Source organism: Paenibacillus popilliae ATCC 14706 (assembly GCF_000315235.1).
Lineage (GTDB): Bacteria > Bacillota > Bacilli > Paenibacillales > Paenibacillaceae > Paenibacillus_B > Paenibacillus_B popilliae.
Genome location: NZ_BALG01000095.1, coordinates 1 through 25,937 on the forward strand (window position 1 = coordinate 1; position 25,937 = coordinate 25,937).

The window sequence follows — 25,937 nt, forward strand, 5'->3', positions numbered from 1 at the left end:
TCGTCCTGATTCAATAGGCGATGCTGAAGCCGACCGATGAAATTGGGGAATTTTCGAGCGATACTTTTGGGGAATTTTCGAGCGATATTGACAAAACAAGCATTCGTTAAAGGGGACAATTCAATTACAGATGAAACTTTTATAAACTTCTTTACAAATGTTGTGCCGTCGGACGAAAAGTAATTGTATAGTACACCTTCGATAAGGAGGCTCTAACATAAACACAAGGGACTGCTTCTCTTTGAGCAGTCCCTCGCAGCTCCAGGTATAGTCCATCTGGTATCGAAGATGTTGCTGTTCCCCCGCGAATCTCTAAAGCGCAAAAACCAAAACCTATTCGGTGAGTATTAAATCTGGCGAGCACACCGAACAAATGGCGTTCCAGGAAAGCGAGTCCGTTAAGGAAAAGGAGAAGGAACGCTATAAGATTGAAGCAAAGAACAGCGAACTCAAACACAGGCACGGTTATGACGCAGCGTCATCTTCGGGTCTTGTTGGCATGGAGTTACAAGGTGCGATGGCTATTTTTGCTGTAAATATAAAGAGAATATTAAAACGGATGAAGTAAGAGACTCGTCGTAAAAGAGCTCGTAAAGCCCTCCCTGAACAGCCAAAGACGACCCCATCCCACAAAATCGGGATAAGGGCCGTCTTTTTTCGTGCACTTTTTAGTTATTCCGTCAAAACCACAAGTTCTTCAGTAGCCTCTGCATGAGGTCGGGTTTTTGCATTACTCCTTAGTATTTTCTGTTAGAATGTTATTAAGTTATTACATTAGTAAGGTATAATTTTTGTACGTTTGGATCATACAATGAGGAGAAAACATTATGATGAATGGTGTGGTCAATATGGAAAAAGACCGTGACACAACGAAGAGGACTCGATACGCTCGTAAAATAGGCCGAATGGGCAATAGTTTAGGGATTAGTTTACCAAAGAGACTTGCAGAAAAAATGAATGTTACACAGGGTGACGAGATTGAATTTTTCGAAAATGACCAGGGAGAAATCGTAATCAAAAAGGTTTGGAAATCGAATTTGCCTGAACATGTGCGGCCTGAAGTGTTAGAAGCATTTTATGATGTTTTTCATGAGGATAAGGACATATTTAATGACCTAAGGGACCGATAAATGGTAAAGTATTTGACCAAAGAAGAAGTGGTGGCCGGACACTACTTCATGATGAAGCAGATGCGCGATATGGAACAAGCGGGCGTTAAAGATCATTCTCTGCTTGAATCTGCCGTTCATAGGCCGCAGCAAAGTGTATTTGGCCAGGATGCGTATCCAACATTATTTGAGAAAGCAGCTGCGTTGGTTGATTCTTTGGCTAGAAACCATTGCTTTCATAATGGAAATAAACGAACGGCTTACTTGTCTGTAAAATCATTCCTTAAAATTAACGGCTATCATCTAAAAATGGAACGGGAATTTGCAGTGAATTTCATGGTAGACATTGTGAATGGGAAATATTCTATTGCAGATATGGCTCAAATTTTTGCAGAAAATTTCATCAAAATGTAAGATGGGGCGGCGGAGATATCTGCTGGTTTTTGGTAGCTGGTCTCTTCCTCCACAGATATTAGTCACTTAGCTGGATTCCCATATAACGCGATATTTATACGGCCGTTGATTTCACGGAAATATTGGCGGCCGGCTTGTCAACGATCTATCATGTGAAAGACACCATCGAGAATTATCGCATAATCGAGGCGGTTATTTTGGAACGCTGCCGCGAATGGAAGCGACGCAATCATTCCAGAACTCTTTAGATACGTTTGCCTATTCCGAACAACCAGTGTATTTTACCCAAATTCACCATGCAGCCAATTTGCTCGAAATGAAACCTCCCTCCCCATTTTCCTGTATTATAAGATAAGATGGAATCTTGTCGAGGAGGAGCGAAACATGGGAATCTTGTCGAGGTTCAGGGATATTATGGCGAGCAATGTGAATGCTTTATTGGATAAGGCGGAAGACCCGGAGAAGACGATTGATCAATATATGCGAAGCTTGAATCATGACTTGGGCAAGGTGAAGGCGGAGACGGCTTCGGTGCTGGCGGATGAGGGAAGGGCCCGCAGGGCTTTGGATGAATGCAATGCCGAGATCAGAAAGCTGCAGCGTTATGCTGAGAAGTCTGTGGAAGCCGGCAAGGAAGAGGATGCGCTCAAGTTCCTCGAGAGGAAGGCAGCGCTGGCAGGGAAACAGAGTGAATTGCACACGGCCTATGAATTGGCTTCGGCCAACGCCACAAAGATAAAGAAAATGCAGGATAAGCTGGTATCGGATATAGGCCGGCTGGAAGCGCGGCATGCGGAGCTGAAAGGAAAGCTGGCAGCAGCGAAAATGAATTCCGGCGGCTCTTCCTTGGGCGATGTCAATGCCTCGTTCGATGTCTTGGAGGAGAAGGCGAATCGCGCCCTTGATGAAGCGATGGCTCTCGCCGAGCTTCGGGCAGGAGTGAAGGAAGACGATCTGGATGACCTGATTGCGCAATTGGAGCAGGATATGCGTACGAATGCAAATCCGTCCACCAATGCGGAAGATGAATTGGCTGCACTCAAAGAGAAAATGAATAACAAGAAATAATGGCTTCTGTGTAATAGGGGTGAGAGCAAATGCCGGTTATCGAATATAAATGTCCGAACTGCGGCAGTGGGATGGAGTTCAATGCGGAGACAGGGATGTTAGCTTGTCGCAGCTGCGGAAGGGAAGACAATATCGAGCAAATTTCCGATCCTTTGGCGAAGCAAGTGTTCACGGAAGAAGATAAGACCAAGGAATATCACTGCAAGAGCTGCGGCGCTGTCATTATGACTGATGAAGAGACGAGCGCAACGAATTGCAGCTTCTGCGGTTCGGCCGTCGTGCTCGGCGATCGGCTGACCGGGGAACTGGCTCCGGCGAAGATAATTCCTTTTTCCATCAGTAAGGAACAAGCGATGAAGGCCTTCCGTAAATGGTGCCGAGGCGGCTTGGTGACGCCACGCGGGTTTATGACAGCGGATCGAATCAAAGGGATCACCGGGTTGTATGTGCCGTTTTGGCTATATGATTTGCATCATGAAGTTGAGGCGCATGCCCGTGCCACGAGAGTGAGCATGTACAGATCGGGAGACTACGAGTATACGAAAACGGATTATTATGATGTGTACAGGGAAATCCGGCTCGATTATGTTAGGGTGCCGATTGACGCATCGAAGAAAATGAATGATAAACTGATGGACAAATTGGAGCCTTTTCCTTATGAGAAGCTGGAAGGCTTCAAAACGCCGTATCTGGCCGGTTACATTGCCGAAAAGTACAGCTATAACGGGGAACAACTCTACCCCCGGGTTAAACATAAGGTAGAACAATATATCCACACTTATGTGAAATCGACGGTATCGGGGTATACGACCGTGAACTATACCGATGTCAAGATTGATACAGAGCTGGAGCGTGCCGATTATGTGCTGCTTCCGGTATGGATGGTGAACTATGACTACCATAAAAAGGAGTATACGTTTGCCATGAACGGCCAGACGGGCAAGGTGGTTGGCAAGCCTCCGATTAGCAAAGGGAAAGTGGCCGCATGGTTTGCCGGGATTTCGGCCGCTTCATTTCTCGTTATGCACGCGGTGTCCTCCTGGATTTCGGGAGGTGGATTCTGGTGAGAAGGAAGAGAGCGACCCTCGCCTTCCTGTTCTTCTTCCTCATGATGCTGGCCATTCCGATGGACATCATTGCGGGCGAAGCGGCTGCAACGAAGGCAAAGCAGTTGATTTTCGATAGAGCGGAACTGCTTACTGCGCAGGAGGTTGAAGAACTGAATGCGTTGGCGAATCAATACGGAGCCGAGAGGGAAACGGACTTTATCATTGTTACGATCAATGGCCCGGAAGCTTATGACGTGAAGGCCATGACGCAGGATTTCTACGATAATTATGGGCCCGGTTATGATAAGCCGCATGGCAATGCCGCCATTTTGATGGTGGACATGACGCATCGGGAAGTGTATTTGGCCGGATTTCCTAAAGAAGAGACCTATCTGGATGAGGGCAGGCTGGATAAGATCCGAAGAAATATATCCTCATCTATGTCAGACGGCGAATATAAGCTCGCTTTCCAAAAATATATCCAGCTCGCTCATAAATATATGGGATTCCGTCCAGGGGTTGACCCGGACAATCTCTTATTCAATACGTGGGTGCAATTGGGCATCGCGCTGGTCATCGGAGGGGGCAGCGTTACCTTGATGGTCCTTCATTCAGGCGGCCGGGTTACGGTCACTTCCCGGACTTACGAGAATGCCAGCACTTCAGGCGTCGTCGATCGTGAGGACAGGTATCTTCATACCAGCACCACGAGACGGAGAATTGAACGGAGCAGCAGCAGCGGCTCAAGCGGCGGAGGCGGAGGGACCACTTCAGGCGGCCATTCGCATAGCGGCAGCAGAGGATCATTTTAGGGGCAGTTCTAAAGGTCCGCTTTTGATTCATGACATTTTTAGTTGAAGGGACGGGATGAGGATGGGAATCTTCAGCAATCAGTTTGCGAATGTAGTGGAGTGGGAAGAGTTTAGAGATGATATGATTTTTTGGAAATGGAGCAACCGGGAGATTAAAAAAGGCTCCAAGTTAATGATCCGCGCCGGACAAGACGCGATTTTCGTAAATAACGGCAAGATCGAAGGGATTTTCAAGGACGAAGGGGAGTATAGCATTGATTCGGATATCATCCCGTTCCTGTCCACGTTAAAAGGGTTCAAATTCGGCTTCAACAGCGGGATGAGGGTGGAAGTCCTGTTCGTGAACACGAAGGAGTTCACCGTCCGCTGGGGGACGCAGAACCCGGTTCTGATCCCGTCTCCGCAGCTTCCGGGCGGCATGCCGATTCGTGCCAACGGCACGTTGAATTTCAAAGTGAACGACTACGTGATGCTGATCGATAAGGTAGCTGGGATGAAGGACCGTTATCTGGTCGAGGATGTAAAAATCCGGATTACTTCCGTGCTGGATCAGCTGTTAATGAAGTGGATCAGCCGCGAAGGGAAGGACATGTTCAACCTGCAGGCGAATGCTTCCGATATAGCCGCAGGCATCCGTGAAGATCTGGATATGCAAGTGATGGACAACGGCCTGACGATTACCGGCTTTCAAGTGATGAGTTTCAATTATCCGCAAGAAATTCAAGATATGATTACAAAGACAGCTTCCCATGAGATGATCGGCAATCTGCAGAAGTACCAGCAGGTAACGATGACGGACGGCATTGCCTCCGGCCGTGTCAAAGGGGGGGGCGCCGCTTCGGACATGGCGGGCATGATGATGGGGATGAACATCGCCAATGAAATGATGAAAAATATGCATCAAAGCCAAAAGTCTGCGGCTGAGGCGGCACCCGTTGCTGCTTCTCCTGAGGAAGGCAATAAAAAGCCCAACTTTTGTCCGAATTGCGGCGCCAAGAACGAAGGAGCTAACTTCTGCCCGAATTGCGGTCACAAGCTGAACTGACCCGGGCAGCCGCCATCCCAAAGTCGACCGTGCACGGTCGGCTTTTACACTTTGGCCAAATGCCCAAAGTGGATAAGGCGAATGCGCTGCACTCGAATGGCGTATTGCAGAATAGGAGAGGTCAGGGCGCGGAGTTCCCCATTCTTGGCGTCCAGTGCGGTGCGGGGGGGTTGATCGTCCTCAAGGTACCGGGGATGGCACATGATCTCGGTTGTTCCTTCTTGCAAATGATGAATATAATCCAGAAGCCGGGCCGAGCCGTCAGCGGCATCATACGTATCCAGTATGAGGTGGTCGGTACGCAAGGGCCTCCTGATCGGCTCGTTGGACCAAGGAAGAAGCCGCATTGGGATGTTCCTCTGCTGGACGAATGACTTCATAACGGCATATACTTGGGGAGCCTCAAGATGTATATGATGGTGGGAATCCAGATGGGTAGGCATAATTCCGGCAGTGACCAGCTTATTGAATTGATGATTCAATTCCACTTCAATCTCTGCCTCTCTCCAGGCGTGACGCTGTCCCGAGAAGCTGCCGTCCCCTCCCGTAAGGGATGGAACGCACTCAGGGGGAGCGATGGCAGTTCCGCAGGTTAAATTGAAATGCAAGCCCACGCCTAAGGATGGAGTACGCAGCGCCCACCCGACAGCTTGCTGGAAGGAAGGCATATTTGCCATAAGTGAGCTGCTGGTCACGATTCCGAAGGATTGGGCTTCCATAATCCCTGTGTTGACAGGCTCGGAGTATCCTAAATCATCGGCATTGATAATCAGATATTTGGCCAAGGCTGCGACTCTCCTTCATTCACGTGATGAACATGCTCTTATTGTATGTGAGGGCTTATCTAAGAGTGCACAGCTCGCGCTACGAATCCATGAATGTGGGGAAGTATTGACCCATATGCCGATATCGGTTTCCCTTGTTAAGGCGTTTCCTTCATGGTAAAACGGTGATATCGATCGAGGTTACGACATGAATAACATCCTAGAACTTATGGAGAAGCAACAAGCGAACGCAATATTATTTATAATATTTTTCTCTTATGTATTGATCAGGTAATATATCTAATATATACTTTGAGTAGGGCGCCCCATAATGAGTAGGGGGTGAAATCTATGAAAAAGATTTCATTTACCACACCTCAGATCAAAAAGCTTGGTCCAATCGAGAAAATTGTTGGACAAGGTGGAGCTAACAATAATGACGGTTGGTACTACTCACGCTTGCCATTATTGTAAAATGTTTTAACACCCACGCAGAGACTCAGGCATAACTGAGTCTCTGTTTCACTTTCAGATTTTGAAATGCATAGTAAGCGAGGAGGGATTAAGTGAACTCTCTTGATGCAATGGAAGAAGTGTATATGTATAAAATCGCTTCACAAATTTACGGTTTTTTTTAAAATCATATGCTTGCTACCCTAAGAATCATTGATGCTCCAAGCTTACTTCATCTGCCTCTGGGCTTATATGCTGTAGTTATGGTCAAACAATATTGCACACTATGAAGCAAAGGGGAATAACTCCAATGTATCAGATCAATACTTTTATAAAGTGTTCTGAACTTTATGATGAATATGTCATTGTTGATACACGTACTGGTGAATATTATGAATTAAACGAAATTGGAAATCTCTTTTTTAGAGAGATTATTTCCGCGAAAGATGAGATAAGTGCCATCTCCACGTTACAAGAAAAAATAGAGGCTTCCCCAGAAACCCTTACCGTAGAATACGGAAGGTTCATTAAAAAGTTGGTGGACGATGGTATAGTTAACCCTAATCGAGTTGAAGCAAATGATAAATAAATCAATTAAGATTTCTAATCTTCTTTTGGTAAATATGAAATTAATCATATATGGGTTATTGGGAATGGTTATTGGGACCTTATTGTCTCTGCTATCTCCTCTTTTGATGAGATATTTAGTTGATGTTGCGTTATTTCAAAACAGTCAAACGACTTTATTATTTACTATCATGGGATTAATCATTTTGCCGATTTTATCCACCCTCCTTGTTTCTATTACAACTCAAGTTAATATTAAAATTGGCGGATTAATTACAGATCAACTGAGGGAAGCACTTTTTAATAGGATTGCAACTTTCTCGCCTAGGACAATGAATAAGTTTAAACCAGGAGAACTGGTAGGGAGATTAACTCGTTCATGCGGTGAAATTGGAGAGGTATTCATACAGAATGAATTAATACCGGGCATAAACAATGCATTAATGGCTATTGGTATAGCGATATTTATGTTTTTTCTAAGTTGGCAACTTGCCTTGCTCTCTTTTTTAATGATTCCAATTATCTTTAGTGTTGCTCAAATACTGGGTAAAAAATCTGAACAGAAAACAAATCGATTACTTTACCTACTAACAAAAGCAGACGGTTACTTTAATGAAGTCATTCATGGAATGAAAACGGTACAAATATTCGGAAAGGAAGAAAGAGAAAAAAATTACGTGAGATCATGGATTAAGGAACATCGCAAGCTACGTTATGAAACCGATTACATAAGGGTTTGGTACTCCCAAATTTTAAACAATTTTGAGCAGTCTTTAGGAACAGGGATTATTTTAGCTTTTGGCGCATGGCAGATCATCAATAATAATCTATCAATTGGCTCGTTGCTTGCATTCACTGTTTATATTCCATTGCTGTATACATCAATAGAAGCGATTCAACGAGCTTTTGTAGGATACAAAATGGTTCAACCGGCTAAATTATATATCCAAGAAGTTCTGTGCACTAATGAGTATTTAGATGATAACACCCAGCTTATGAACAATAAGATCATCGAAGGAACTATCACATTTGACAAAGTCTTTTTTGAATACGAAGACGGAAGAGGAAAATTAAAAAATGTTACTTTTAAAATAAAGCAAGGAGAAATCGTAGGTATTGTCGGCCCCTCAGGTGGAGGAAAAACAACGATCTTAGATCTAATCATGAAGTTCTCAATTGCAGATAAAGGAGAAATAATGCTTGATAATATCAATATTAAACAAATTCCATATCTCATACTTCGAGAAAATGTAACAATTGTCGATCAAAACCCTACATTATGGGACGATACCATATATAACAATCTACTCTATGCCAAAGAAGATGCAACCAGGGAAGAAATAAGCAAAGCAACGAAAATCGCTCAAATAGACAAATTCATTGAGTCGCTGCCAGTGGGTTATGATACATTGGTTGGCGAAAGAGGTATTCGATTATCCGGTGGTGAGAAACAACGGCTGGCTATTGCTCGTGCTATTTTGCGAGACCCTAAAATTGTTTTATTAGATGAACCAACCTCAGCTCTAGACGCAAATACCGAAACTTCTCTGAGTCAAGAATTGTATAAATGGTTTAATGGAAGGACAGTAATTATTGTTGCGCATCGGTTAAGCACTATAAAAGATACTGATCGAATATTAGTATTAGAAAACGGTTCTATTATAGAAAGTGGAACACATGATGAACTAATGGAATCCAACGGCTTTTATAGTGAATTATATAAAAAGCAATTCAAGCTTCGGGCTGTCAGTAAGCAGTCTTTTCCCGGTTAGCGGGTATGCTGTACAAGCGATAACCAAGCAAGGAAAGCAAATGAAATGATGATATTGGGCATTTTACATCCAATATGATGTAAGAGAACCTGAATATAAAGGTAGTATTAGATAGCGAAAAGATGGTTGTTATTACCAAATTATGGAATCAAAAGCCGTCTTGTATGTCGCGATGTTAAGCTGGTTCCATAGAAAACGCAAGTTATTCAGTGGCCCCGGGGATCCGGCAAAGGGGTTTCCACCCTTTAACAATCCCCTTTTCCCCCGCTGTCATTGCTGCAGCAGCTTCGCAAATAACTGATCCACTTTGCCTTTATCCGGTATGAACTCTTGCGTCAAATTTCTTAGATCTTGTTCGTTCTTGAACTGATCCAGGTCTTTGCCGTACCAGCTCTGCAATTGTTCTCTGGTGATGAGGTAGCTCTGGCCCTCCAGCTCCAGGCGGATCTGATCGACATTCTTTACCAAGGCGAACAAAAAGGTGGCGTTGAAAATGACGGTCTCTCGAATCTCGCTTTCGCTCATCGGAGAAGCTGCCTCATTGTATTGCATCGTGATACGGTAAGGCTTCTCGGTCGTGCCCAATGAGAACTGCTTCAATCGGCCGCCCTGCGGAAGCATCCCCAGAATGTTGCCGACGGCGCTGGTGTCGCCGACATAGGAATTTTTGTACTTGAAAATGTCTTTGTCTCCAGCGCCTGCGTTACGGCTGTTCGAGTCGCAACCCGCCAGCGCCAACAACAGGACAAATAGCAAAATAAAAGGTCTGCTCACTTCCATTGATAGTCCTCCCTGTTCGGTCAGCCTTCGATTTCGAAGGCTGGCGTCATTCCAATTCCTTGTTCGCCTCATTGAACTCATACTGCATATAGTTGACGATATTGGACTGCTGTTCAACGGTTTTGGCCATTAAGAGGTAATATCAGGAAACGTGCACACCAATAAAACTAGCATCAAGCTCCATTTTTGTAAAGATTTATTTTTTTGAAGGCGTGATATAATACATTCATAATCATCCGAGGTGAAGCTGGGGACCCGGAAGAAGACATGTATTTGTTAACGAGTGGGGGCGAATATCATCATGGCACAGGCAAAATATTACGTTGTATGGGCCGGTCATCGTCCGGGCATCTATACAAGCTGGGTGGAATGCAAGGCGCAGACGGATAACTATAAAGATGCCAAGTACAAATCCTTTCCTTCCAAGGCCGCGGCGGAGCAGGCCTATCGGGAAGGCTGGCAGCAGCATTGGGGCAAGAAGAAGGACGGGACAGGCTCGCCAGCCCGGGGAAGCTCGGCTTCCAGCGCTCCGCCAGCCGAGGTGGATTACGACAGTATCTCCGTCGATGTCGGCACGAGAGGCAATCCGGGTCCGGTGGAATACCGGGGTGTGTCGACGCGGACGGGCGAGGTGTTATTTGCCATTGGCCCGATTCCGAACGGCACGAACAATCTGGGAGAGTTCCTGGCCATCGTTCACTCGCTGGCGTATTTGAAAGGGAAGGGCAGCAATCAGACGGTGTATAGCGACTCCCGAACCGCTATGAAATGGGTGCGGGAGAAAAAGGTAGCCACTACCCTGGAACGCAGCGAGTCTACGAAGGAGATCTGGAATCTCGTAGATCGGGCGCTTGCCTGGCTTCAGACGAACACCTACCACAACAAAGTGCTGAAATGGGACACGAAGGCATGGGGAGAGATCAAGGCCGATTATGGCCGGAAATAGGGAGAGAGCAGATTACGGATTCGGTGGAAATATTGCAGCTCATGCACACGCCGCAGTCCTACAATCCAGTGGAGTGGGTTCTTCCTTATGAGAAGAGCCGCGAGGAGGTATGCGCCTCGCTGTCGAGCGGGGATATCAAGCGTTTGAAGGCGTATGCTGCTCGGCCACGAGAAGTTTGTTGGGCAACTGGATTGGGAAGACGGGGATCAATACGGAGAAGGAATATTACGTCTTCATCTGCCCGGCTTGCCGCATTGAAGAAGCATCTGGCATGGCACGAGACGATGGAGATGCATGAGTAGACCGCGTTCCAGGCAAACCATCTGATAGCGACCGAGACGCCGACGCTGCGCCAGACGCTGAAGAAGCAGCTCAATGCCGCGATCGGCCTGCATGCGAAAGTGTTCCATTACATGCTGGATCGCGGATACTATCCTTCATACGACCTGCCGAAGCTGCTGGAATCCGTATTGAATCAAGCATGACAAGCGCAGCTGACCGAACAATTGGATGCAGACCGCTATGAACGAGCAGAGGAACGCAAGGGGTACCGGAACGGGACATATCCACATAAGCTACTATATGTTTTGTGACTATTGTTGCTCAAGATTCGGTGAAGAGATATTATTATAAATAGGATTGTGGACATTCAATGTGGAAAGTGAGCGAGTACAGATGGGGCGTAAATGGAATAATATTAAGGAAAAGAAAGCATCCAAGGATACGAACACGAGTCGTATATATGCCCGATTCGGCAGAGAGATTTATGTGGCTGCGAAGCAGGGGGAGCCGAACCCCGAATCGAACCAAATCTTGAAGTTTGTAATTGAGCGCGCCAAAACATACAATGTGCCGAAAGCGATCATTGATCGTGCGATAGAGAAGGCCAAAGGCGGATCGGACGAAAACTATGACGAGCTGCGCTACGAAGGCTTCGGTCCGAATGGGACGATGGTCATTGTGGACGCCTTGACCAACAACGTAAATCGGACAGCGTCCGAGGTGCGTGCTGCATTCAACAAAAACGGCGGCAGCCTCGGTGTCAGCGGTTCGGTCACTTATATGTTCGATCAGACCGCCGTCATTGGTCTGGAAGGCAAGACCGCCGAGGAAGTGCTGGAGATTCTGATGAATGCGGATCTGGATGTCCGCGACATCCTCGAGGAGGACGAGGCGGTCATCATCTATGCAGTGCCAGATCAGTTCCATGCAGTCCAGAACGCGCTGCGCGAAGCGGGTACCTCGGAATTCACCGTGGCGGAGCTGACGATGCTGCCTCAAAGCGATGTCTCCCTTCCGGAAGACGTGCAGGCGCAATTTGATAAACTGATTGATGCCCTGGAAGATTTGGATGATGTACAGCAGGTCTATCACAACGTCGATCAATAGCAGCCGTGAGGAAAGCGTTCCGGGTTCGGCCGGCGGTCTGCCGACCCATCCCGAGCCTTCAAATGGCCGGATGATGCGCGAACAACAAAAACAGGCAGAGACATCCGCTCTGCCTGTTCGCCATGACATAGCGCGGCTTAGGAGAACCGCTTCGCCAAGTCTTGGAACCGGAGCTGCGACGTGCTCTTCAGCACCAGGTCGGCGTGCGGGAAGGCGGCCAGGCTTCCGATTGCTACCGCGAACATGTCCGCTGCCTTGATGGCGTCCACGCCCGCTACGGCATCCTCGACCCCGATGCAGTAGCGCGGATCGGCGTTCAGCGCCGCTGCGCCGGTCAGGAATATTTCCGGATCGGGCTTGTTGTTCTTCAATTTCGCGGCATCCACGATGACGTCGAATTGATCCGCAATGCCGAGGCGGCTGATGACCGCCAGTGCGTTTTTGCTGGCGGAAGCGATCCCCATCTTCACGCCGTGCCGCTTACTATCGGCAATGAAGTCCGCGATGCCGGGTAGCAGGTCGGCGGGCGTCACCTTATCGATCAGCTCTTGGTACAGCTTGTTTTTCCGATCCGCCAGATGTTCCAGCCCCTCTCCTGTATAGGACGGCGGCGTTGGCGCTTGGCTGAGCAGGAGCTTCAAGGAATCCATGCGCGAGACGCCTTTGAGATTCTCGTTGAATTCGCGGCTGAACGGGATTTCTAGCTCTTCGGCCATCGCATTCCAGGCCAAATAATGATACTCGGCCGTATCTGTAATGACGCCATCCAGATCGAACAGGACAGCCTGCAGCGAACTTGTGTGATTCATAGCTATCGCTCCTCCCATAGGTTCAAGTTTGTTCTTCGAGCCCTTACTACTTTGCATCGGGCGGACGGTGAACCGCTCCGGTCTTATCCAGGCTTACCGGCTCGCCGTACAAGGCGATATCCAACTTATCGCCTTCCAGCAGCTCAAGTGTGACGCCAGTGCCGGCGACGCGCACGGCGATCAGGCGTCCCCGGAAGGTGAGGCGGAAGGCGTACTGCTCCCATGCCGCCGGCAGGACCGGCGCAAGCGACAGCCCGCTCTCCTTCAGGCGCATTCCGGCGAAGCCATATACGATCGACATCCACGTTCCGCCCATGTTGGCGAGGTGCAAGCCGTCCTTCGTATTGCCGTGTGTATTGTCCAGATCGAGGCGCGCCGTCTCGATGAAGTAATTGTATGCCTTGTCCACGTCGCCGATCTTGGCGGCCATGATGCTAAAGACACAGGAGGACAAGGAGGAGTCATGCGTTGTGATCCGTTCATAATAGTCGTAAGACCGACGGATGGTGTCGAGATCCTGCTCATCCTCCAGCAGGAAATGCGCCAGCACGGTGTCCGCCTGCTTGCAGACCTGATAGCGGTAAATGGTCAACGGATGATAATGAAGCAGGAGCGGGTACTTGTCCTTCGGCGTATTCTCGAAGTCCCATACCGCCTTGCGCAGGAACGTGTCATCCTGCGGGTTGATGCCGAGCTCTTCGTCATACGGAAGCAGCATCGCCGCCGCCGCCTTCTCCCACGCTTCGATCTCCTCAGATGTGACGCCGAGACGATCGCACAGCGCCTTCAGCCCCGCCGCATCGTAGGATTGCAGGATGGCGCAGCTCTTGGCCGCCCATTTCAGGTTATGCCTGGCCATCGCGTTCGTATAGTAATTGTTGTTGACCAGGCAGGTGTATTCATCCGGACCGGTGACCTCGTCGATATGGAAGGCCCCTTGATGATAGTGCCCGATCTCCGCCCAGAGGCGGGCAGTCTCGATAAGCACCTCGGCTCCGTAGGATAGCAGGAACTCGTCGTCCAGCTCAGCCAGATAATATTGAATATAGCTATAAGCGATATCGGCGCTGATATGGTACTGCGCCGTGCCTGCCGGGAAGAAGGACGAGCATTCCGTCCCCGCGATCGTACGCCATGGGAACAGCGCGCCCTGGCGATGTCCCATCTCCCGTGCTCTCGCTCTCGCCTGATCCAGAATCGAATAGCGGTACAGCAGCAGATGCTTGGTGATCTCCGGCTGCGTCATCAGGAAGATCGGGAACAAGTAGATTTCCGTATCCCAGAAATAATGGCCTTCGTAGCCTTCTCCGCTCAAGCCCTTGGCCGAGATGTTGCTGTGCCGGTCCCGTCCTGCCGATTGAAGGAGCTGGTACAGATTGAAGCGGATGCCTTCCTGCAGCTTGTCATCCTTCTCGATGGCGATGTCTGCCGACTTCCAGAAATACTTCATATAGAGCGCTTGCTCGGCAAGCAGATCGTCGAACGACAGCGCCGCAAGCTGATCGTGAAGTGTGATGCCTTGCTTCACCAGACCGTCGCCGTGGCGCGGCGTATCGGTATAGATGCTGTATTTCGTGAAACTTACCGGCCCGGAAACATCGGCAGTTGCCGTATAGACGACCTGTCCGGAAGCCGCTTCCCAAGCTTCCTTCGCCTCGCCGTCGAAGTGGTGGCGGGCCACGCAGGCCGCCTGCAGTCCGGAGGCCATCGTTTCGTCCACGACATAGCCGTACGGGCCCGTGGTTCCGAAGTCCGCTATGGTCAGACGCTTGGCATGGTCTGCGCCGACGCGGGGGTCATTCGGGTTGGTGTAGTTCGTCACGTTGCCGTTGATGGTCGAGATAATCTTGATTGCGCCCGTGAAGTTGACCGGTTCAATCAAGACGTGGATGGCGAACAGTTCCCTGCGGATGAACGACACCAATCGGCGGAAGGTCAGCTTCAGCTCCTTGCCCGATGGCGAGGTCCAGCGCACCGTGCGTTCAGAATATCCCTTGTCCAGATGAAGGCGACGCTCGAAGGCAGTGATTTCGCCTTGATCGAGGCGGAATGGTTCTTCCTCCTCGCCGGCATAGATCCGGATAGTTTGGGCGTCGATAAGGTTGACCAGCTTCTGCTGCGTATCCGGGAAGGCGAAGAGTTTCTCCCCGTAAGGTATATCGATTACATCGTAAAAAGCGTTCAGATAGGTGCCGCGAATCGTCGGCATGGCTTCCCCGCAGCCTTCTTCGAAGTTGCCCCGCACGCCCAAGTAACCGTTGCCAAGAGCAAAGATACTCTCCATATTGAGCAGTGCGTCCGATGTCAAATCACGGTTGGAAATGGTCCAGCTCATGGTTTCACAGCCCCCTTTGTATGATTATGATTTGAATTTTAGTTCGGAAAAGGATAAGATTATACTAAAATATTTAGATTATTATCAATATTTTTAGGTGAATGGAGAGAGAGGCGTGAACAAGTCGTTTCAAGCAGGGGAGCGGCCGAGTTTCTTGTCGTCCCGCATGCAGTACTTGCGGGATAATTACGTTCATCCTCCGTTCGATGATGAACAACAATTGTTGGAGGCGATTCGGTTCGGGGACGAGCACAAGGCGCTCGATATGCTGAATCGCATCAATCAACTGGAAGGCGCCGTGCTGGCTTCCTATCCGCTGCGCTCCAGGAAGAATGCCTTGATTGCTTCCTGCACGCTGTTCACTCGGGCGATTATCAAGGGTGGCGTCGATGCGGAGACCGCCTTCCAGCTTAGTGATACGCTGATTTTGGAGATCGAGCGGATGAGTGACATCGAGCGGCTCAATCTGTTCGAGTACGAGATGCTGATACAGTTCATCGCCACCATCCGGCGGGAGAAGGAAGTGCTGCCCTATTCGCATATCGTTAATTGTTCGGTGCATTATATTCGGGAGCATATTTTTCAAGACCTTACTTTGAAAGCGATTGCATCCCGTATTGACGTGCATCCGAGTTATTTGTCGGATTGCTTCAAGCGCGAGACCGGCATATCCATTACTTCGTTCATTCACGCGAAGAAGGTGGAGGAGTCGAAGCATCTGCTCATATATACGAATCAGTCCATTTCGGAAATCGCTTTCTTGTTCAAGTTCTGCAGCCAAAGCTACTATACTCAGATCTTCAAAAAATTTACGGGCATGACGCCGAGGCAGTTCCGCAGGGATCATTCCGGCAAGTAAACCTGAAAAAAGTAGGAATCAGCGATGAACAAACTGAAGCAAAAAATATTGCATTGGAGCCTCGAGAAGAAATTAATCGCGGCATTTTCTTGCTTTATTATCGTCCCGCTATTGCTGATCGGCGGCATTGTGTCCTGGGTATATGTCGACTATAACCGGAATACAATGCTGGATGCCGCGGTTGAGAACAATCGGCAGATTATGAACAATATCGATACGTCGCTGCAGCCTCTGCTGCGCTTGTCCATGTTCCCGCTCCAGGAATCGACCATTTATCAGATTATGCGCAAGGAATATGGCATGAAGCCGTATCCGATGCTGGAACGGGGACGGGATTTCGACACGGTGAACGGTCTGATCCTGAACGGCATCATGCTATACTCCGATCTAATCGATTCGGCTATTATTTACCATGGCCATGATCATCTCATTATTGGCCGAAGCAACAGTCAATATATGAACATGTCTTACCTGGAGAAGGAATTCGTCCACGAGCCGTTGAGACCGATTACGTTCTTCATCGTCTCCGTCTCCACCATTACCGGATTCCAGATTTATGACCAGATCGCGGCCATCTCCAGATACGGCGCACTCGGTTCGCCGACCGGTGCGACGAGCAAGGTCGTGACGTATTTCTACCAGCACGGGATCCGTTATATGAACATCGGTTACGGAAGTGCGGCCGTCGTGCTGTTCTTCTTCATCATTATGTTTATCACGTTCCTGCAAAAAAAACTATTGGACGAGAAGGGGTGAGCGCATGAAGACCCGAAGCAGAACCGGACGGCTGTTGCTATATATCGCCGCGATTTTGATTGGGCTCTTGTTTGCCCTTCCTTTTCTCTACACGAGTTATGACGGCATTTTATATGAGCGCTGCACGTTAACGAACTATTTTACGCATCCGGTCGATTTCGAATTTTCGGCCTTCTTCGATGCGGATTTCCAGGACATGTTCTTGGTCCGGAAGTATCGCACCGGCGAAGTGGGCAAGCAGGAGGAGACGCAGGCGGGCGACCGGGAATTAACGCTCTCGTATCTCGGGGCCGACAACGTGAGAAGATCGACGCGCATCGCGTGGGACGCGGAAGGCACGGCGGATGCGAGCGGCACGGTGCGCTTCCCGCTGTCGCTGGACGCGCGCCAGCAGCAGGAGATTACGTTCTTCATCACGCCGTCGTCGGATCATCATCCGGCAGCTAAACCATTGACGTATGAAGAAGGGCTACGGAAGCTCGAGGCGTGCTGCCATGGGCGAAGCCGAGTGGGCACAGCGCTTGGAGGAGGAAGCGGAGCAGCTTCGCGCCCGCTTCGAGTCCTCCTTCTGGATGGAGGACGAGCAATGCTATGCGATTGCGCTCGACAAAGTCCAACGCCAGGTCCACAGTGTCACCTCCAATCCTGGCCATCTGCTGATGACCGGCTTGCCGGAGGCTTCCCGGGCGAAGGCGCTGTCCCAGCGCCTGATGAAGGACGATATGTTCAATGGATACGGCATCCGCACGATGAGCACGAACGCGGCAGGCTATTATCCGATGAGCTATCATAACGGCAGCGTATGGCCGCATGACAATGCGATGATTCTGCTCGGGCTGGGCAAGCTTGGCTTCAAGCAGGAGGCGGCACGGGTTATATCGGGCCTGCTCCAGGCTTCTTCCTTCTTCGAATATCAGCGGCTGCCTGAATTGTTCTGCGGCCATAGAGCCGAGACCGGCCATCCGGTCCCATATCCGACAACATGTTCTCCGCAGGCCTGGTCGGCGGGAACGTCGATCGTCTTCCTGCAGGCCATGCTCGGATTGACCCGGATGCCGCCAAGCGGGAGATCGCGCTCTCGCCGTTCCTTCCGGAAGGAATGGATCGATTGAAGGCCGAGCGCATCGCCATCGGTTCGGGCCATCTGTCGGTAAGTGTCATCCGCCGCGACGGGGAGTCGTTCGCTGTTGAGATTTTGGAGAATACGACGGGATTTGAATTGATTCTGTAAGGGAATAACGCCCAGCACAGCCGGCTCCGCAGAGCCGGCTGACTGAGACGTATTTCAAAGGTGACGCATGATTATCCTTCGAGGAGCAGCATCTCCGGATCCTCCAGCATCTCCTTCACCTTAACCAGGAATCCGACCGCTTCCGCCCCATCGACGATGCGGTGATCGTAGGAGAGGGCGATGTACATCATCGGACGGTTCTCCGAGCACTCTTCATCGATAGCGACCGGACGCAGTTGAATCTTGTGCATGCCGAGGATGCCGACCTGCGGCGCGTTCAAGATTGGCGTCGATAGCAGGGAACCGAAGACACCGCCGTTCGTAATCGTGAACGAGCCGCCTTGCAGATCGGACAGCGCCAACGAGTTGGAGCGGGCCTTCGATGCCAGTTCGCCGATAGAGCGCTCCATCTCCGCGAAGCTGAGGCGATCCGCGTCGCGAACGACCGGCACGACGAGGCCTTCCTTCGCCGCGACGGCGATGCCGATATCGTAGAACTTCTTCACGAGAATATCTTGTCCATCGATTTCGGCGTTCAGCAAGGGGTAAGTCTTCAATGCGCCGACGACCGCCTTGGTGAAGAACGACATGAAGCCGAGACCTACATGATGCTTTTCCTTGAAGGCGTCTTTGCGTCGCTTGCGAATATCGAGAATTGCCGTCATGTCGACTTCGTTGAACGTCGTCAGCATGGCTGCCGTCTGCTGTGCCTCCACCAGGCGGGTCGCGATCGTCTGACGGCGGCGAGACATGCGTTGGCGCTCGATCGGCCTGGCGGGATCGGCAGCCATACCGGAAGCCGGAGCCGCCGCGCGCGCTGCCGCCGGACGGGCCGCGTTCGCCTGCACATCATCATGCTGGACGCGGCCGATCGGGTCGCGTGCAGACACGTCGTTCAAGTCGATGCCCTTCTCTCTCGCCAGCTTGCGCGCTGCCGGAGAGGCATGGTATACGCCGCTATCCACAGCAGGCGCAGGCACGGGAGCCGGCGCTGCTGCCGGAGCCGCCGGATTTGGATCGGGAGCACTTGCTCCCGATCCAGATCCGATGAAGGCGATGATTTCGCCGACGGCAACATTCTCGCCTTCCCTTCTCAGGATAGATTCAATGACTCCGCTCACTTCGGCGCTGATTTCCAGATTGACTTTATCGGTTTCCAACTCGGCGAGAAGATCTCCTTGACTCACCGTGTCGCCTACTTTGACAAGCCATTTATGCAAGGTTCCTTCCGATATAGATTCTCCAAGATCAGGCACTTTGATTTCAGCCATGACCGTAACCTCCCAGGTTAATTCGTTTTTATCGAGCGATGCAATGATTCCATAATGATTTGCCGTTGTTCGAAGCTATGGACATCCGCATACCCGTTCGCCGGGCTGGAATGCTCCGGACGTCCGATATAGTGGACAGACACCTCTTTCGGAGCCACTTCGTGGATCCGCGGCTCCATGTACGTCCAGGGGCCCATATTCTTCGGCTCTTCCTGTACCCAGACGATCTCCTTCAGGGCCGGATAGCGTCCGATAATAGCTACAATCTCTTCCTGCGGGAACGGATATAGCTGTTCGACGCGGATCATATGCAGCCAGGAGTGATCCTGATCCGATGCCTCCCGTTCGGTCTGCAGATCGACTGCCATCTTGCCAGTCGCCAGAATGAGGCGCTCCACCTTCTTCGGCTGCTCCCCTTCCACGGCTTCATCCCTCACCGGATAGAAGCGTCCTTCGCTGAACTCGCGGCCCAGAGAGGCGATCTGCGGGTTGCGCAGCAGGCTCTTCGGCGCCATGACGATAAGCGGACGCGCTTCATCGGTTCCGCCGATCGCGGCCTGGCGGCGCAGCAGATGGAAGTATTGCGCCGCGCTGGTCAGATTGACAACCGTCCAGTTATGCTCTGCGGACGATTGCAGGAACCGCTCCAGGCGGGCGCTCGAATGCTCTGGCCCTTGGCCTTCGAAGCCATGCGGCAGCAGAACGATGAGATTGGACTTCTGGTTCCATTTCGCCCGCCCGGCCGCGATGAACTGGTCGAACATGACTTGCGCCGCATTGGCGAAGTCACCGTATTGCGCTTCCCAGATAACCAGCGTCTCTGGCGCGAATACGTTATACCCGTATTCATACCCGAGTACAGACGCCTCGGACAGCGGGCTGTTATAAATAGCGAAAGAGGCTTTTGCTTGCGGGATGCGGTGCAGCGGCGAGAACGTCTCGCCCGTCTTATAGTCATGCAGCACGAGATGGCGCTGTGAGAAGGTGCCTCGCTCGGTATCTTGCCCGGTGATGCGGATCGGCTGCCCTTCCGCCAGGATCGTCGCGAACGCCAGCGTCTCGGCAAGCGCCCAGTCGACCTTTTGGCCCTCATCGAGCGCGTTGGCCCGGCGCTGCAAAATGCGCTGCAGCTTCGGATAGATCTGAAAGCCCTCCGGCACCTCCAACAGCTCGTGGTTGATCTCCCGCAGCTGCTTGAGCGGCACGGCGGTACCGTTGCCGGACAAGCGGCTTGGCGGTACGCCCGTGTTGTGGCGGTACGCCCGGTCGGTCGTCTCCTTCATCTTGTCATACGCCTGCAGCAGGACGGCTTCGGCATCCTTCTTCATCTGTTCGATCTGCGCGTCGTCCACCAAGCCTTCCTGCTTCAACCATTCGCCATAGATGACATAAGCGGTCGGATGCTGGTTCACCTTGCTGTACACGAACGGCGACGTTCCTTCCGGATCGTCCATCTCGTTGTGGCCGTGGCGGCGGTAGCCGATCAGATCGATCAGGAAGTCCTTCTTGAACACGCTCCGGTATTCGACCGCCATGCGAACGGCCGCGATACATGCATCCGGATCGTCCGCGTTCACATGCACGATCGGGATCTCGAAGCCTTTGGCCAGATCGCTCGCATAATGCGTAGAGCGGGAATCCTCGCTCTTCGTCGTGAACCCGATGCGGTTGTTGACGATGATGTGCAGCGTGCCTCCGTTCCGGAAGCCGCGGAGCTTGTTGAAGTTCAGCGTCTCCGAGACGATGCCTTCCCCCGGGAAGGCGGCGTCGCCGTGCATAAGCACCGTTACCGCCTTGCTGGCATCCTGGCACGGATAGCCCGGCTGGCTGCGGTCATCCTGGGCGGCGCGGGAGAAGCCCTCCACGACCGGATTGACGTACTCCAGATGGCTTGGGTTGTTCGCGAGCGTAACCTTGGTCCGCTCGGTATTGCCTTCGGTAACGGAGCGGTCGGCGCCCAGATGGTACTTCACGTCGCCGGTCCAGCCGTAGTTGATGCCCATCGAGCCTTCCGACGGGAACAGTTCCTTATTCGAGGAGTGATGGAACTCCGAGAAAATCTTGCCATACGGCTTCCCAAGCACGTGCGCGAGCACGTTTAACCGGCCTCGATGGGCCATGCCCATGAGGATATGCTGAGCGCCGTTGGCTGCGGAGGCGCGGACGAGTTCATCTAACATAGGTACGAGAACATCGGTGCCTTCGATCGAGAAGCGCTTCTGCCCGACGAAGGTGCGGTGCAGGAACGTCTCGAACTGTTCTACCTCGATCAGCCGTTTCAAGAGAGCCACGCGTTCGGCTGAAGTAAGCGGCTCCGGTGAATTGAGGCATTCCGTATGTCTGCGCAGCCACTTCAATTCTTCCTCGTCATGCACATGTCTGAACTCGTACGCGATGGATTGGGTGTACACCTCGCGCAAATGCGCAATCGCATCCCAGCAGGTATGGACGCCGGCAGGCGCCTCCTTCAGCACAATCGAGGCAGGCAGAGCTTCCAGAACCGTGCGAGTCAAGCCGTAGTTCTCCGGTTCGAAGCGGCGGGTATCCACAGGCGGATGAATGCCCAATGGATCGATACCGGCCGCCAGATGGCCGAAGGTGCGGATAATGCCGGCCAGCTTGACGGCGGAGACGACTTTATGTAATCTATCTCCGTCCAGTGAGGCCGGAGGAGCGGTTCCTTCCACTTGGAAAACGACGGAAGCCGGCGGCGGCCCGAAGTGGGCGAACAGGTCCCGATAATTTGCTTCGACAGATTCGGGATCGTTAACGTATAGCTCGTACTGTTCCTGGATGTACCCGAGATTGGGTCCATAATAGTCCTTCCATACCCTTTCCTTCTCAGTAACCTCTGCAGCCGACATGAATGCTAGACCCCCTTACGGATTACGCCAAATCTATGAGTATATCTAAAATGACCTACCCAATGTTTGCGTTTACACTTAGTGTACCACTTGTTCGTCAGAAATTAAAATAAAATGGATGTTGGGACGAGAAGAAATGATAGGGCAGACAATGACGGGGGCTACTTTCTGAAGCATGTCCGCCGGGGACGTTCTGGCGCTGTGTGTGGCGGTTTTCGCAGGACGTCTTCCTGAACTTGTGCTTCTTTACCGGGCGAAGACGAGGATATGGATGACAGTCGGAACGTCATTTTCGCGGAATTGTTCGATCGGGTCAAAAATAAATCGTGAAAAACTTCACGATGGATGGGTTTTTCATTCTCCATTTTGTTAGAATATAAGGAACATTGGATCCGATGAGGTGATGAGATGAAAACGGTCATAATTCGACAACTCGTGGAGAAGTTCAAGCTTGAAGTGCTGACGGGCGAGAACCGCCTGAACCGCACCATTTCAAAGACACGCGTGCACCGTCCGGGACTTGAATTCGCCGGGTATTATGAATTTTTCCCACAGGAACGCATTCAAGTGCTTGGACTGAAGGAGATCGGGTACCTTCATACGTTGACAGAGGAAGAGCGCGATGCCCGGATCAAAAACGTCGTGAAATACCACCCCCCTTGCTTCGTCGTTACTCGGGATCAGGAAGGGCTCACATACTTGATCGATCATTGCCGGCGGGAAGACATCCCGCTGCTGCGCACCTCCATGGCGACATCGAAGTTCATTGGACTGGTTGATTCTTATTTGACGAAAATGCTAGCGCCCGAGATTCAGGTGCATGGCGTATGCATGAACGTGGCGGGCATCGGTATCCTGCTGCGCGGCAAGTCGGGCATCGGCAAGAGCGAGACGGCGCTGACGCTGATCCGCCGGGGGCATCGCCTCGTCTCGGATGACGCGGTCGTCCTGCGCAAGATGAACCCGGAGACGCTGATCGGCACCCATGACGGCAAGACGCGCGAATTTCTTGCTTTACGAAGTATCGGGCTCATTAACGTAGCCCGTATCTACGGCCGCAGCGCCTTCCAGGAAGAGACCCGGATCGTGCTCGATATCGAGCTGGCGAGGTGGAAGGACAACGAGCTGAACAATGAGCTGGAGCTGGAGCCCCGGTTCACGGAATATATGGACGTCAAGGTTCCGACCGTCCAGATTCAGCTTCAGCCTGGGCGGGATGTCGCCAGCCTCGTCGAGGCGGCCGCCAACAACTATTACTTGCAGCAGCAGGGATACAGCGCCGCGGAGGAATTCATCTCGCGGCTGAACATGTAAGTAGCACAAGAAGAGGCCACCCTATGCCGAAGTGAGGGCGGCCTCCGTCTTTCAGTTCCCGGCAGTAGTAAGTACGCTCGCTACGGTATAGCCGGCGCGTGCGATAAGAATGAAGCGCCATTTCATTCGCTTCCCGCAGATGTGGACTGTAGAGGGTCTGCCCGCCATCTGGATTGATCGTGCAAGCAGGCCTCCGGTTAGATGACCCGGCGCATCGACAGGCGTACGGAGCCCCAGTGTCCACCGTCCACGTCGCTAATCTGGACACCCGGATCGCCCCACGTATGAATGAACTTGCCGTTACCGATATAAATGCCGACATGTCCCGGAATCCCGTCATCCTTAAACCGTCCGCGAACAGTGAAGAAGACCAGATCTCCCCGCTTGAGATTATCCCGGGTGACAGCGGATCCTTGCTTGGCTTGATCTCTGGCCAGGCGCGGAAGCTTGATTCCATATTGCGCGAATACATGCCGGGTAAAGGAGGAGCAGTCGAATTTCTTCGATTCTTCATAAGGGCCGGCACCGAATTGGTACGGAACCCCCAGGAACGACTTCGCAAATTGAATCAAGTCCTGGGTATCCACCCCCGCCCCAGTCATATGGAGCCTGTGCCCCGAGATGCCGTCGGTGGGCGGCATCTGCCCTGCATTCCGGATCGCTCCGATATCGATGGTCTGCCGTTCTGAATTCCATTGCACCGGAGCCTGGAGCAGCCGGGATAGCGATTCGATGGTGACGAATGGCGTTCCCTTGATCTGGACGGGTGCTTGCGGCAGCGTGACCAATTGACCGGAAGCAAGCGCTTCGGGGCGTCCCGGATAGAGCTCATAGATGACGTCGGTATAACCGATGCGCACGACTTGATCTCCATCCTCCATCCGCAGTCCGAGCACATGCGCGGCTTCGCGCAGCGGAATCAGCCGGTTGCCCTTTGCATCGATATGCGATCCGTCCTGATGTGCCGTGCTCGTCGGACCAGGCGGTTCAATCGGATTCGGCCTTGTACAGGATGTCGAAATCCATAGCAATGATGCGGCGCAACACAGCAGCAAAAAACGAACGCCGGAGTACCTCATGGCGATTTCACCTCATTTGTTTTGATTAAGTAGATAAGAAAGTATCCGATTCAGACTATACTCGGCTTATATTTCCCGCAGCAGCGCATCCCCTCTCCTGGTAAGAGGCGACGACGCTTCTACATTGCAGTTTGCGCAGGGAACGGGCTAGTTATGTATGACAAATGCGCCGAAATCAGCGCCCCATCTCCTCTATCCAGCGGAGCATTCGTTGTACGGCTTTGTGGTGCTTCCCGAGTGGGAATATTGCCGCGGTAGTATAGGGCGAATACGATATAACCATGGCTGGAGAAGATGACCTGCTACGTTCTCCAAGGAAGTTTGATTATGGACTTGAGGGGCGGGTGATTCGGTGTGGAAGTAGATTATTTTAATTGATAAATTCCATATTTTGCATACTATGTATATGGCATTTACGTTTTCTTCATCGGTCTTTGCATGTAATTTAATGGTAACTATAACTGAAAGAGAAATTTCTAAATTTGCTGCTTCGTTGGAAGCTATTGAATCCATTCCTGATGATGTTTTAGAAAGAGGTGATCTTCAAGAGTTAACTAAGTATTTTGAAAGTAAAAATATTCATGTCACATTTTTAAATGAGAAAGGTGAAAAAGTTAGAAAAAAAAGAGGCGCTTGGAGATGCGCTCTTGGAATGACGGTTTTTGTAGCGGGTACTGCGATTCCTGTTGTAAAGATAAAAAAAATAAAAGATGCGATAGACAAAATTGGTGGTGTAACAAAGACATTAAAAGCTTTAGCCAAACAAAAAGAAGTTGGGGCATTAACTGAAGAGGTGGCAAAAGCTGTAGCTATTATAGCTGGTGAATTACTTGGGTTCACAGAAGTCTATGAGGAATGTTTTGCGTAGATTATCATGAATACAATATTGTTAATTGCTAATTTTGGTGCCGTTGGTGTTTTGTTGTGTGATGTAATAAACGGAAAAAAAGATTGATAAGAATAGAAAGAAATGTATATTCCATGTTGGTTGATAACAATCTTTATAAATTTAGAAATGAAATAAAATCATTGCTGAAAGAGAAAAAAGAAGAGGACATAAGTAAATATATTGAGCACAAAACAGGACTTAGACCGAGAGCTGTATGCCAAAGGCGTCAGCACACGGGAGATTCAAGATCATCTTTATCAGCTATACGGCTGTTTATTGCATACTAAAAATGCCTAGAATTGCAGCGTAAAAGTGCTTAGATCAGATGCAAAAAAAAGGCACTTGTCAGCCCCTTACATTCC

Annotated in this window: 25 protein-coding genes and 4 pseudogenes; 21 read left to right on the plus strand and 8 right to left on the minus strand. The window is 50.8% G+C overall.

From position 1 onward, the window contains the following. Window positions 1–319: 319 nt before the first annotated feature. The 7 genes and pseudogenes from PPOP_RS08550 to PPOP_RS08580 form a co-directional block, all read left to right on the plus strand. Window positions 320–568: pseudogene (locus PPOP_RS08550) on the plus strand (transposase); the annotation flags it as partial. Between the two features lie 259 nt (window positions 569–827). Next, on the plus strand, window positions 828–1,130 hold the full coding sequence (locus tag PPOP_RS08555; RefSeq protein ID WP_006285820.1) for an AbrB/MazE/SpoVT family DNA-binding domain-containing protein: 303 nt from the start codon (window positions 828–830) through the stop codon (window positions 1,128–1,130). Next, complete coding sequence (locus tag PPOP_RS08560) at window positions 1,131–1,523, plus strand: type II toxin-antitoxin system death-on-curing family toxin (protein WP_006285821.1); 393 nt, start codon at window positions 1,131–1,133, stop codon at window positions 1,521–1,523. Between the two features lie 384 nt (window positions 1,524–1,907). Continuing rightward, a complete protein-coding gene (locus tag PPOP_RS08565) occupies window positions 1,908–2,591 on the plus strand; it encodes a PspA/IM30 family protein (protein ID WP_006285822.1) in 684 nt (227 codons plus the stop codon). Window positions 2,592–2,620: 29 nt separating this feature from the next. Continuing rightward, window positions 2,621–3,658 carry a TFIIB-type zinc ribbon-containing protein gene (locus PPOP_RS08570; RefSeq protein WP_006285823.1) on the plus strand — a complete coding sequence of 346 codons (1,038 nt, stop codon included), beginning with the start codon at window positions 2,621–2,623 and terminating at the stop codon, window positions 3,656–3,658. Beyond that, on the plus strand, window positions 3,655–4,452 hold the full coding sequence (locus PPOP_RS08575; protein WP_006285824.1) for a TPM domain-containing protein: 798 nt from the start codon (window positions 3,655–3,657) through the stop codon (window positions 4,450–4,452). Before PPOP_RS08570 ends, PPOP_RS08575 begins: the two co-directional genes overlap by 4 nt. Window positions 4,453–4,513: 61 nt before the next feature. Beyond that, a complete protein-coding gene (locus PPOP_RS08580; RefSeq protein WP_042228028.1) occupies window positions 4,514–5,497 on the plus strand; it encodes an SPFH domain-containing protein in 984 nt (327 codons plus the stop codon). A gap of 44 nt (window positions 5,498–5,541) precedes the next feature. Here the strand turns inward: PPOP_RS08580 and PPOP_RS08585 are convergent, their stop codons facing one another. Continuing rightward, complete coding sequence (locus tag PPOP_RS08585; protein ID WP_006285828.1) at window positions 5,542–6,282, minus strand: carbohydrate deacetylase; 741 nt, start codon at window positions 6,280–6,282, stop codon at window positions 5,542–5,544. Window positions 6,283–6,612: 330 nt separating this feature from the next. On the opposite strand from PPOP_RS08585, the gene PPOP_RS25090 reads away from it, so the two are divergent. From PPOP_RS25090 to PPOP_RS08595, 3 genes are all read left to right on the plus strand, one after another. Then, complete coding sequence (locus PPOP_RS25090; protein ID WP_006285829.1) at window positions 6,613–6,735, plus strand: hypothetical protein; 123 nt, start codon at window positions 6,613–6,615, stop codon at window positions 6,733–6,735. A gap of 289 nt (window positions 6,736–7,024) precedes the next feature. Continuing rightward, the gene (locus PPOP_RS08590) at window positions 7,025–7,303 is read left to right on the plus strand and encodes a PqqD family protein (RefSeq protein ID WP_006285830.1); all 279 of its coding nucleotides are present in this window, start codon (window positions 7,025–7,027) and stop codon (window positions 7,301–7,303) included. Next, window positions 7,293–9,053, plus strand: coding sequence for an ABC transporter ATP-binding protein (locus PPOP_RS08595; protein WP_042228030.1), 1,761 nt, complete (start codon window positions 7,293–7,295; stop codon window positions 9,051–9,053). The genes PPOP_RS08590 and PPOP_RS08595 overlap by 11 nt, the downstream gene beginning before the upstream one ends. A 270-nt stretch (window positions 9,054–9,323) precedes the next feature. Here the strand turns inward: PPOP_RS08595 and PPOP_RS08600 are convergent, their stop codons facing one another. Then, window positions 9,324–9,833, minus strand: coding sequence for a DUF4825 domain-containing protein (locus PPOP_RS08600; RefSeq protein ID WP_006285832.1), 510 nt, complete (start codon window positions 9,831–9,833; stop codon window positions 9,324–9,326). A gap of 301 nt (window positions 9,834–10,134) precedes the next feature. Between PPOP_RS08600 and rnhA the strand changes: the two genes are divergently transcribed. The 4 genes and pseudogenes from rnhA to PPOP_RS08615 all read left to right on the plus strand — a co-directional run bounded on the left by rnhA (window position 10,135) and on the right by PPOP_RS08615 (window position 12,168). Continuing rightward, complete coding sequence (rnhA, locus tag PPOP_RS08605; RefSeq protein ID WP_042228032.1) at window positions 10,135–10,779, plus strand: ribonuclease H; 645 nt, start codon at window positions 10,135–10,137, stop codon at window positions 10,777–10,779. A 284-nt stretch (window positions 10,780–11,063) separates the two neighbouring features. Next, window positions 11,064–11,246 (plus strand): annotated as a pseudogene (locus tag PPOP_RS20345) (spore coat protein); the annotation flags it as partial. After that, window positions 11,235–11,357 (plus strand): annotated as a pseudogene (locus PPOP_RS21830) (transposase); the annotation flags it as partial. The pseudogenes PPOP_RS20345 and PPOP_RS21830, both read left to right, overlap by 12 nt. A gap of 97 nt (window positions 11,358–11,454) precedes the next feature. Then, a complete protein-coding gene (locus PPOP_RS08615) occupies window positions 11,455–12,168 on the plus strand; it encodes a YebC/PmpR family DNA-binding transcriptional regulator (protein ID WP_006285835.1) in 714 nt (237 codons plus the stop codon). Between the two features lie 137 nt (window positions 12,169–12,305). On the opposite strand, the gene pgmB is transcribed toward PPOP_RS08615, so the two are convergent. After that, window positions 12,306–12,977, minus strand: a complete 672-nt coding sequence (gene pgmB / locus PPOP_RS08620; protein ID WP_006285837.1) for a beta-phosphoglucomutase — start codon at window positions 12,975–12,977, stop codon at window positions 12,306–12,308. Between the two features lie 46 nt (window positions 12,978–13,023). Beyond that, window positions 13,024–15,312 (minus strand): glycoside hydrolase family 65 protein, encoded by a 2,289-nt coding sequence (locus tag PPOP_RS08625; protein WP_006285838.1) that lies wholly within the window; start codon window positions 15,310–15,312, stop codon window positions 13,024–13,026. 166 nt (window positions 15,313–15,478) lie between these two features. On the opposite strand from PPOP_RS08625, the gene PPOP_RS08630 reads away from it, so the two are divergent. From PPOP_RS08630 to PPOP_RS24055, 3 genes and pseudogenes are all read left to right on the plus strand, one after another. Continuing rightward, the gene (locus tag PPOP_RS08630; RefSeq protein ID WP_006285839.1) at window positions 15,479–16,171 is read left to right on the plus strand and encodes a helix-turn-helix transcriptional regulator; all 693 of its coding nucleotides are present in this window, start codon (window positions 15,479–15,481) and stop codon (window positions 16,169–16,171) included. Between the two features lie 24 nt (window positions 16,172–16,195). Then, window positions 16,196–16,927 (plus strand): sugar ABC transporter permease, encoded by a 732-nt coding sequence (locus PPOP_RS24050; RefSeq protein WP_006285840.1) that lies wholly within the window; start codon window positions 16,196–16,198, stop codon window positions 16,925–16,927. A gap of 4 nt (window positions 16,928–16,931) precedes the next feature. Continuing rightward, window positions 16,932–17,273: pseudogene (locus tag PPOP_RS24055) on the plus strand (glycogen debranching N-terminal domain-containing protein); the annotation flags it as partial. Here PPOP_RS24055 and PPOP_RS24060 read toward each other — a convergent pair. After that, the gene (locus PPOP_RS24060; protein ID WP_234399744.1) at window positions 17,196–17,363 is read right to left on the minus strand and encodes a hypothetical protein; all 168 of its coding nucleotides are present in this window, start codon (window positions 17,361–17,363) and stop codon (window positions 17,196–17,198) included. The pseudogene PPOP_RS24055 and the gene PPOP_RS24060 overlap by 78 nt on opposite strands. Before the next feature lie 58 nt (window positions 17,364–17,421). Between PPOP_RS24060 and PPOP_RS24065 the strand changes: the two genes are divergently transcribed. Together PPOP_RS24065 and PPOP_RS25095 are read left to right on the plus strand one after the other, a co-directional pair. Further along, a complete protein-coding gene (locus PPOP_RS24065) occupies window positions 17,422–18,039 on the plus strand; it encodes an amylo-alpha-1,6-glucosidase (protein ID WP_006285841.1) in 618 nt (205 codons plus the stop codon). Then, on the plus strand, window positions 18,027–18,158 hold the full coding sequence (locus PPOP_RS25095) for a hypothetical protein (protein WP_267879066.1): 132 nt from the start codon (window positions 18,027–18,029) through the stop codon (window positions 18,156–18,158). Before PPOP_RS24065 ends, PPOP_RS25095 begins: the two co-directional genes overlap by 13 nt. A 71-nt stretch (window positions 18,159–18,229) precedes the next feature. Here the strand turns inward: PPOP_RS25095 and odhB are convergent, their stop codons facing one another. Together odhB and PPOP_RS08650 are read right to left on the minus strand one after the other, a co-directional pair. After that, the gene (gene odhB, locus PPOP_RS08645; RefSeq protein WP_006285842.1) at window positions 18,230–19,429 is read right to left on the minus strand and encodes a 2-oxoglutarate dehydrogenase complex dihydrolipoyllysine-residue succinyltransferase; all 1,200 of its coding nucleotides are present in this window, start codon (window positions 19,427–19,429) and stop codon (window positions 18,230–18,232) included. Window positions 19,430–19,446: 17 nt separating this feature from the next. After that, window positions 19,447–22,293 (minus strand): 2-oxoglutarate dehydrogenase E1 component, encoded by a 2,847-nt coding sequence (locus PPOP_RS08650; RefSeq protein ID WP_006285843.1) that lies wholly within the window; start codon window positions 22,291–22,293, stop codon window positions 19,447–19,449. Window positions 22,294–22,701: 408 nt separating this feature from the next. Here PPOP_RS08650 and hprK point away from each other — a divergent pair, with 408 nt between their 5' ends. Continuing rightward, window positions 22,702–23,607, plus strand: coding sequence for an HPr(Ser) kinase/phosphatase (gene hprK / locus PPOP_RS08655; protein WP_006285844.1), 906 nt, complete (start codon window positions 22,702–22,704; stop codon window positions 23,605–23,607). A 197-nt stretch (window positions 23,608–23,804) separates the two neighbouring features. On the opposite strand, the gene PPOP_RS08660 is transcribed toward hprK, so the two are convergent. Then, complete coding sequence (locus tag PPOP_RS08660) at window positions 23,805–24,686, minus strand: C40 family peptidase (protein WP_006285846.1); 882 nt, start codon at window positions 24,684–24,686, stop codon at window positions 23,805–23,807. Window positions 24,687–25,092: 406 nt separating this feature from the next. On the opposite strand from PPOP_RS08660, the gene PPOP_RS08665 reads away from it, so the two are divergent. Then, window positions 25,093–25,554 carry a hypothetical protein gene (locus PPOP_RS08665; RefSeq protein WP_148277875.1) on the plus strand — a complete coding sequence of 154 codons (462 nt, stop codon included), beginning with the start codon at window positions 25,093–25,095 and terminating at the stop codon, window positions 25,552–25,554. The last annotated feature ends 383 nt before the right edge of the window (window positions 25,555–25,937 follow it).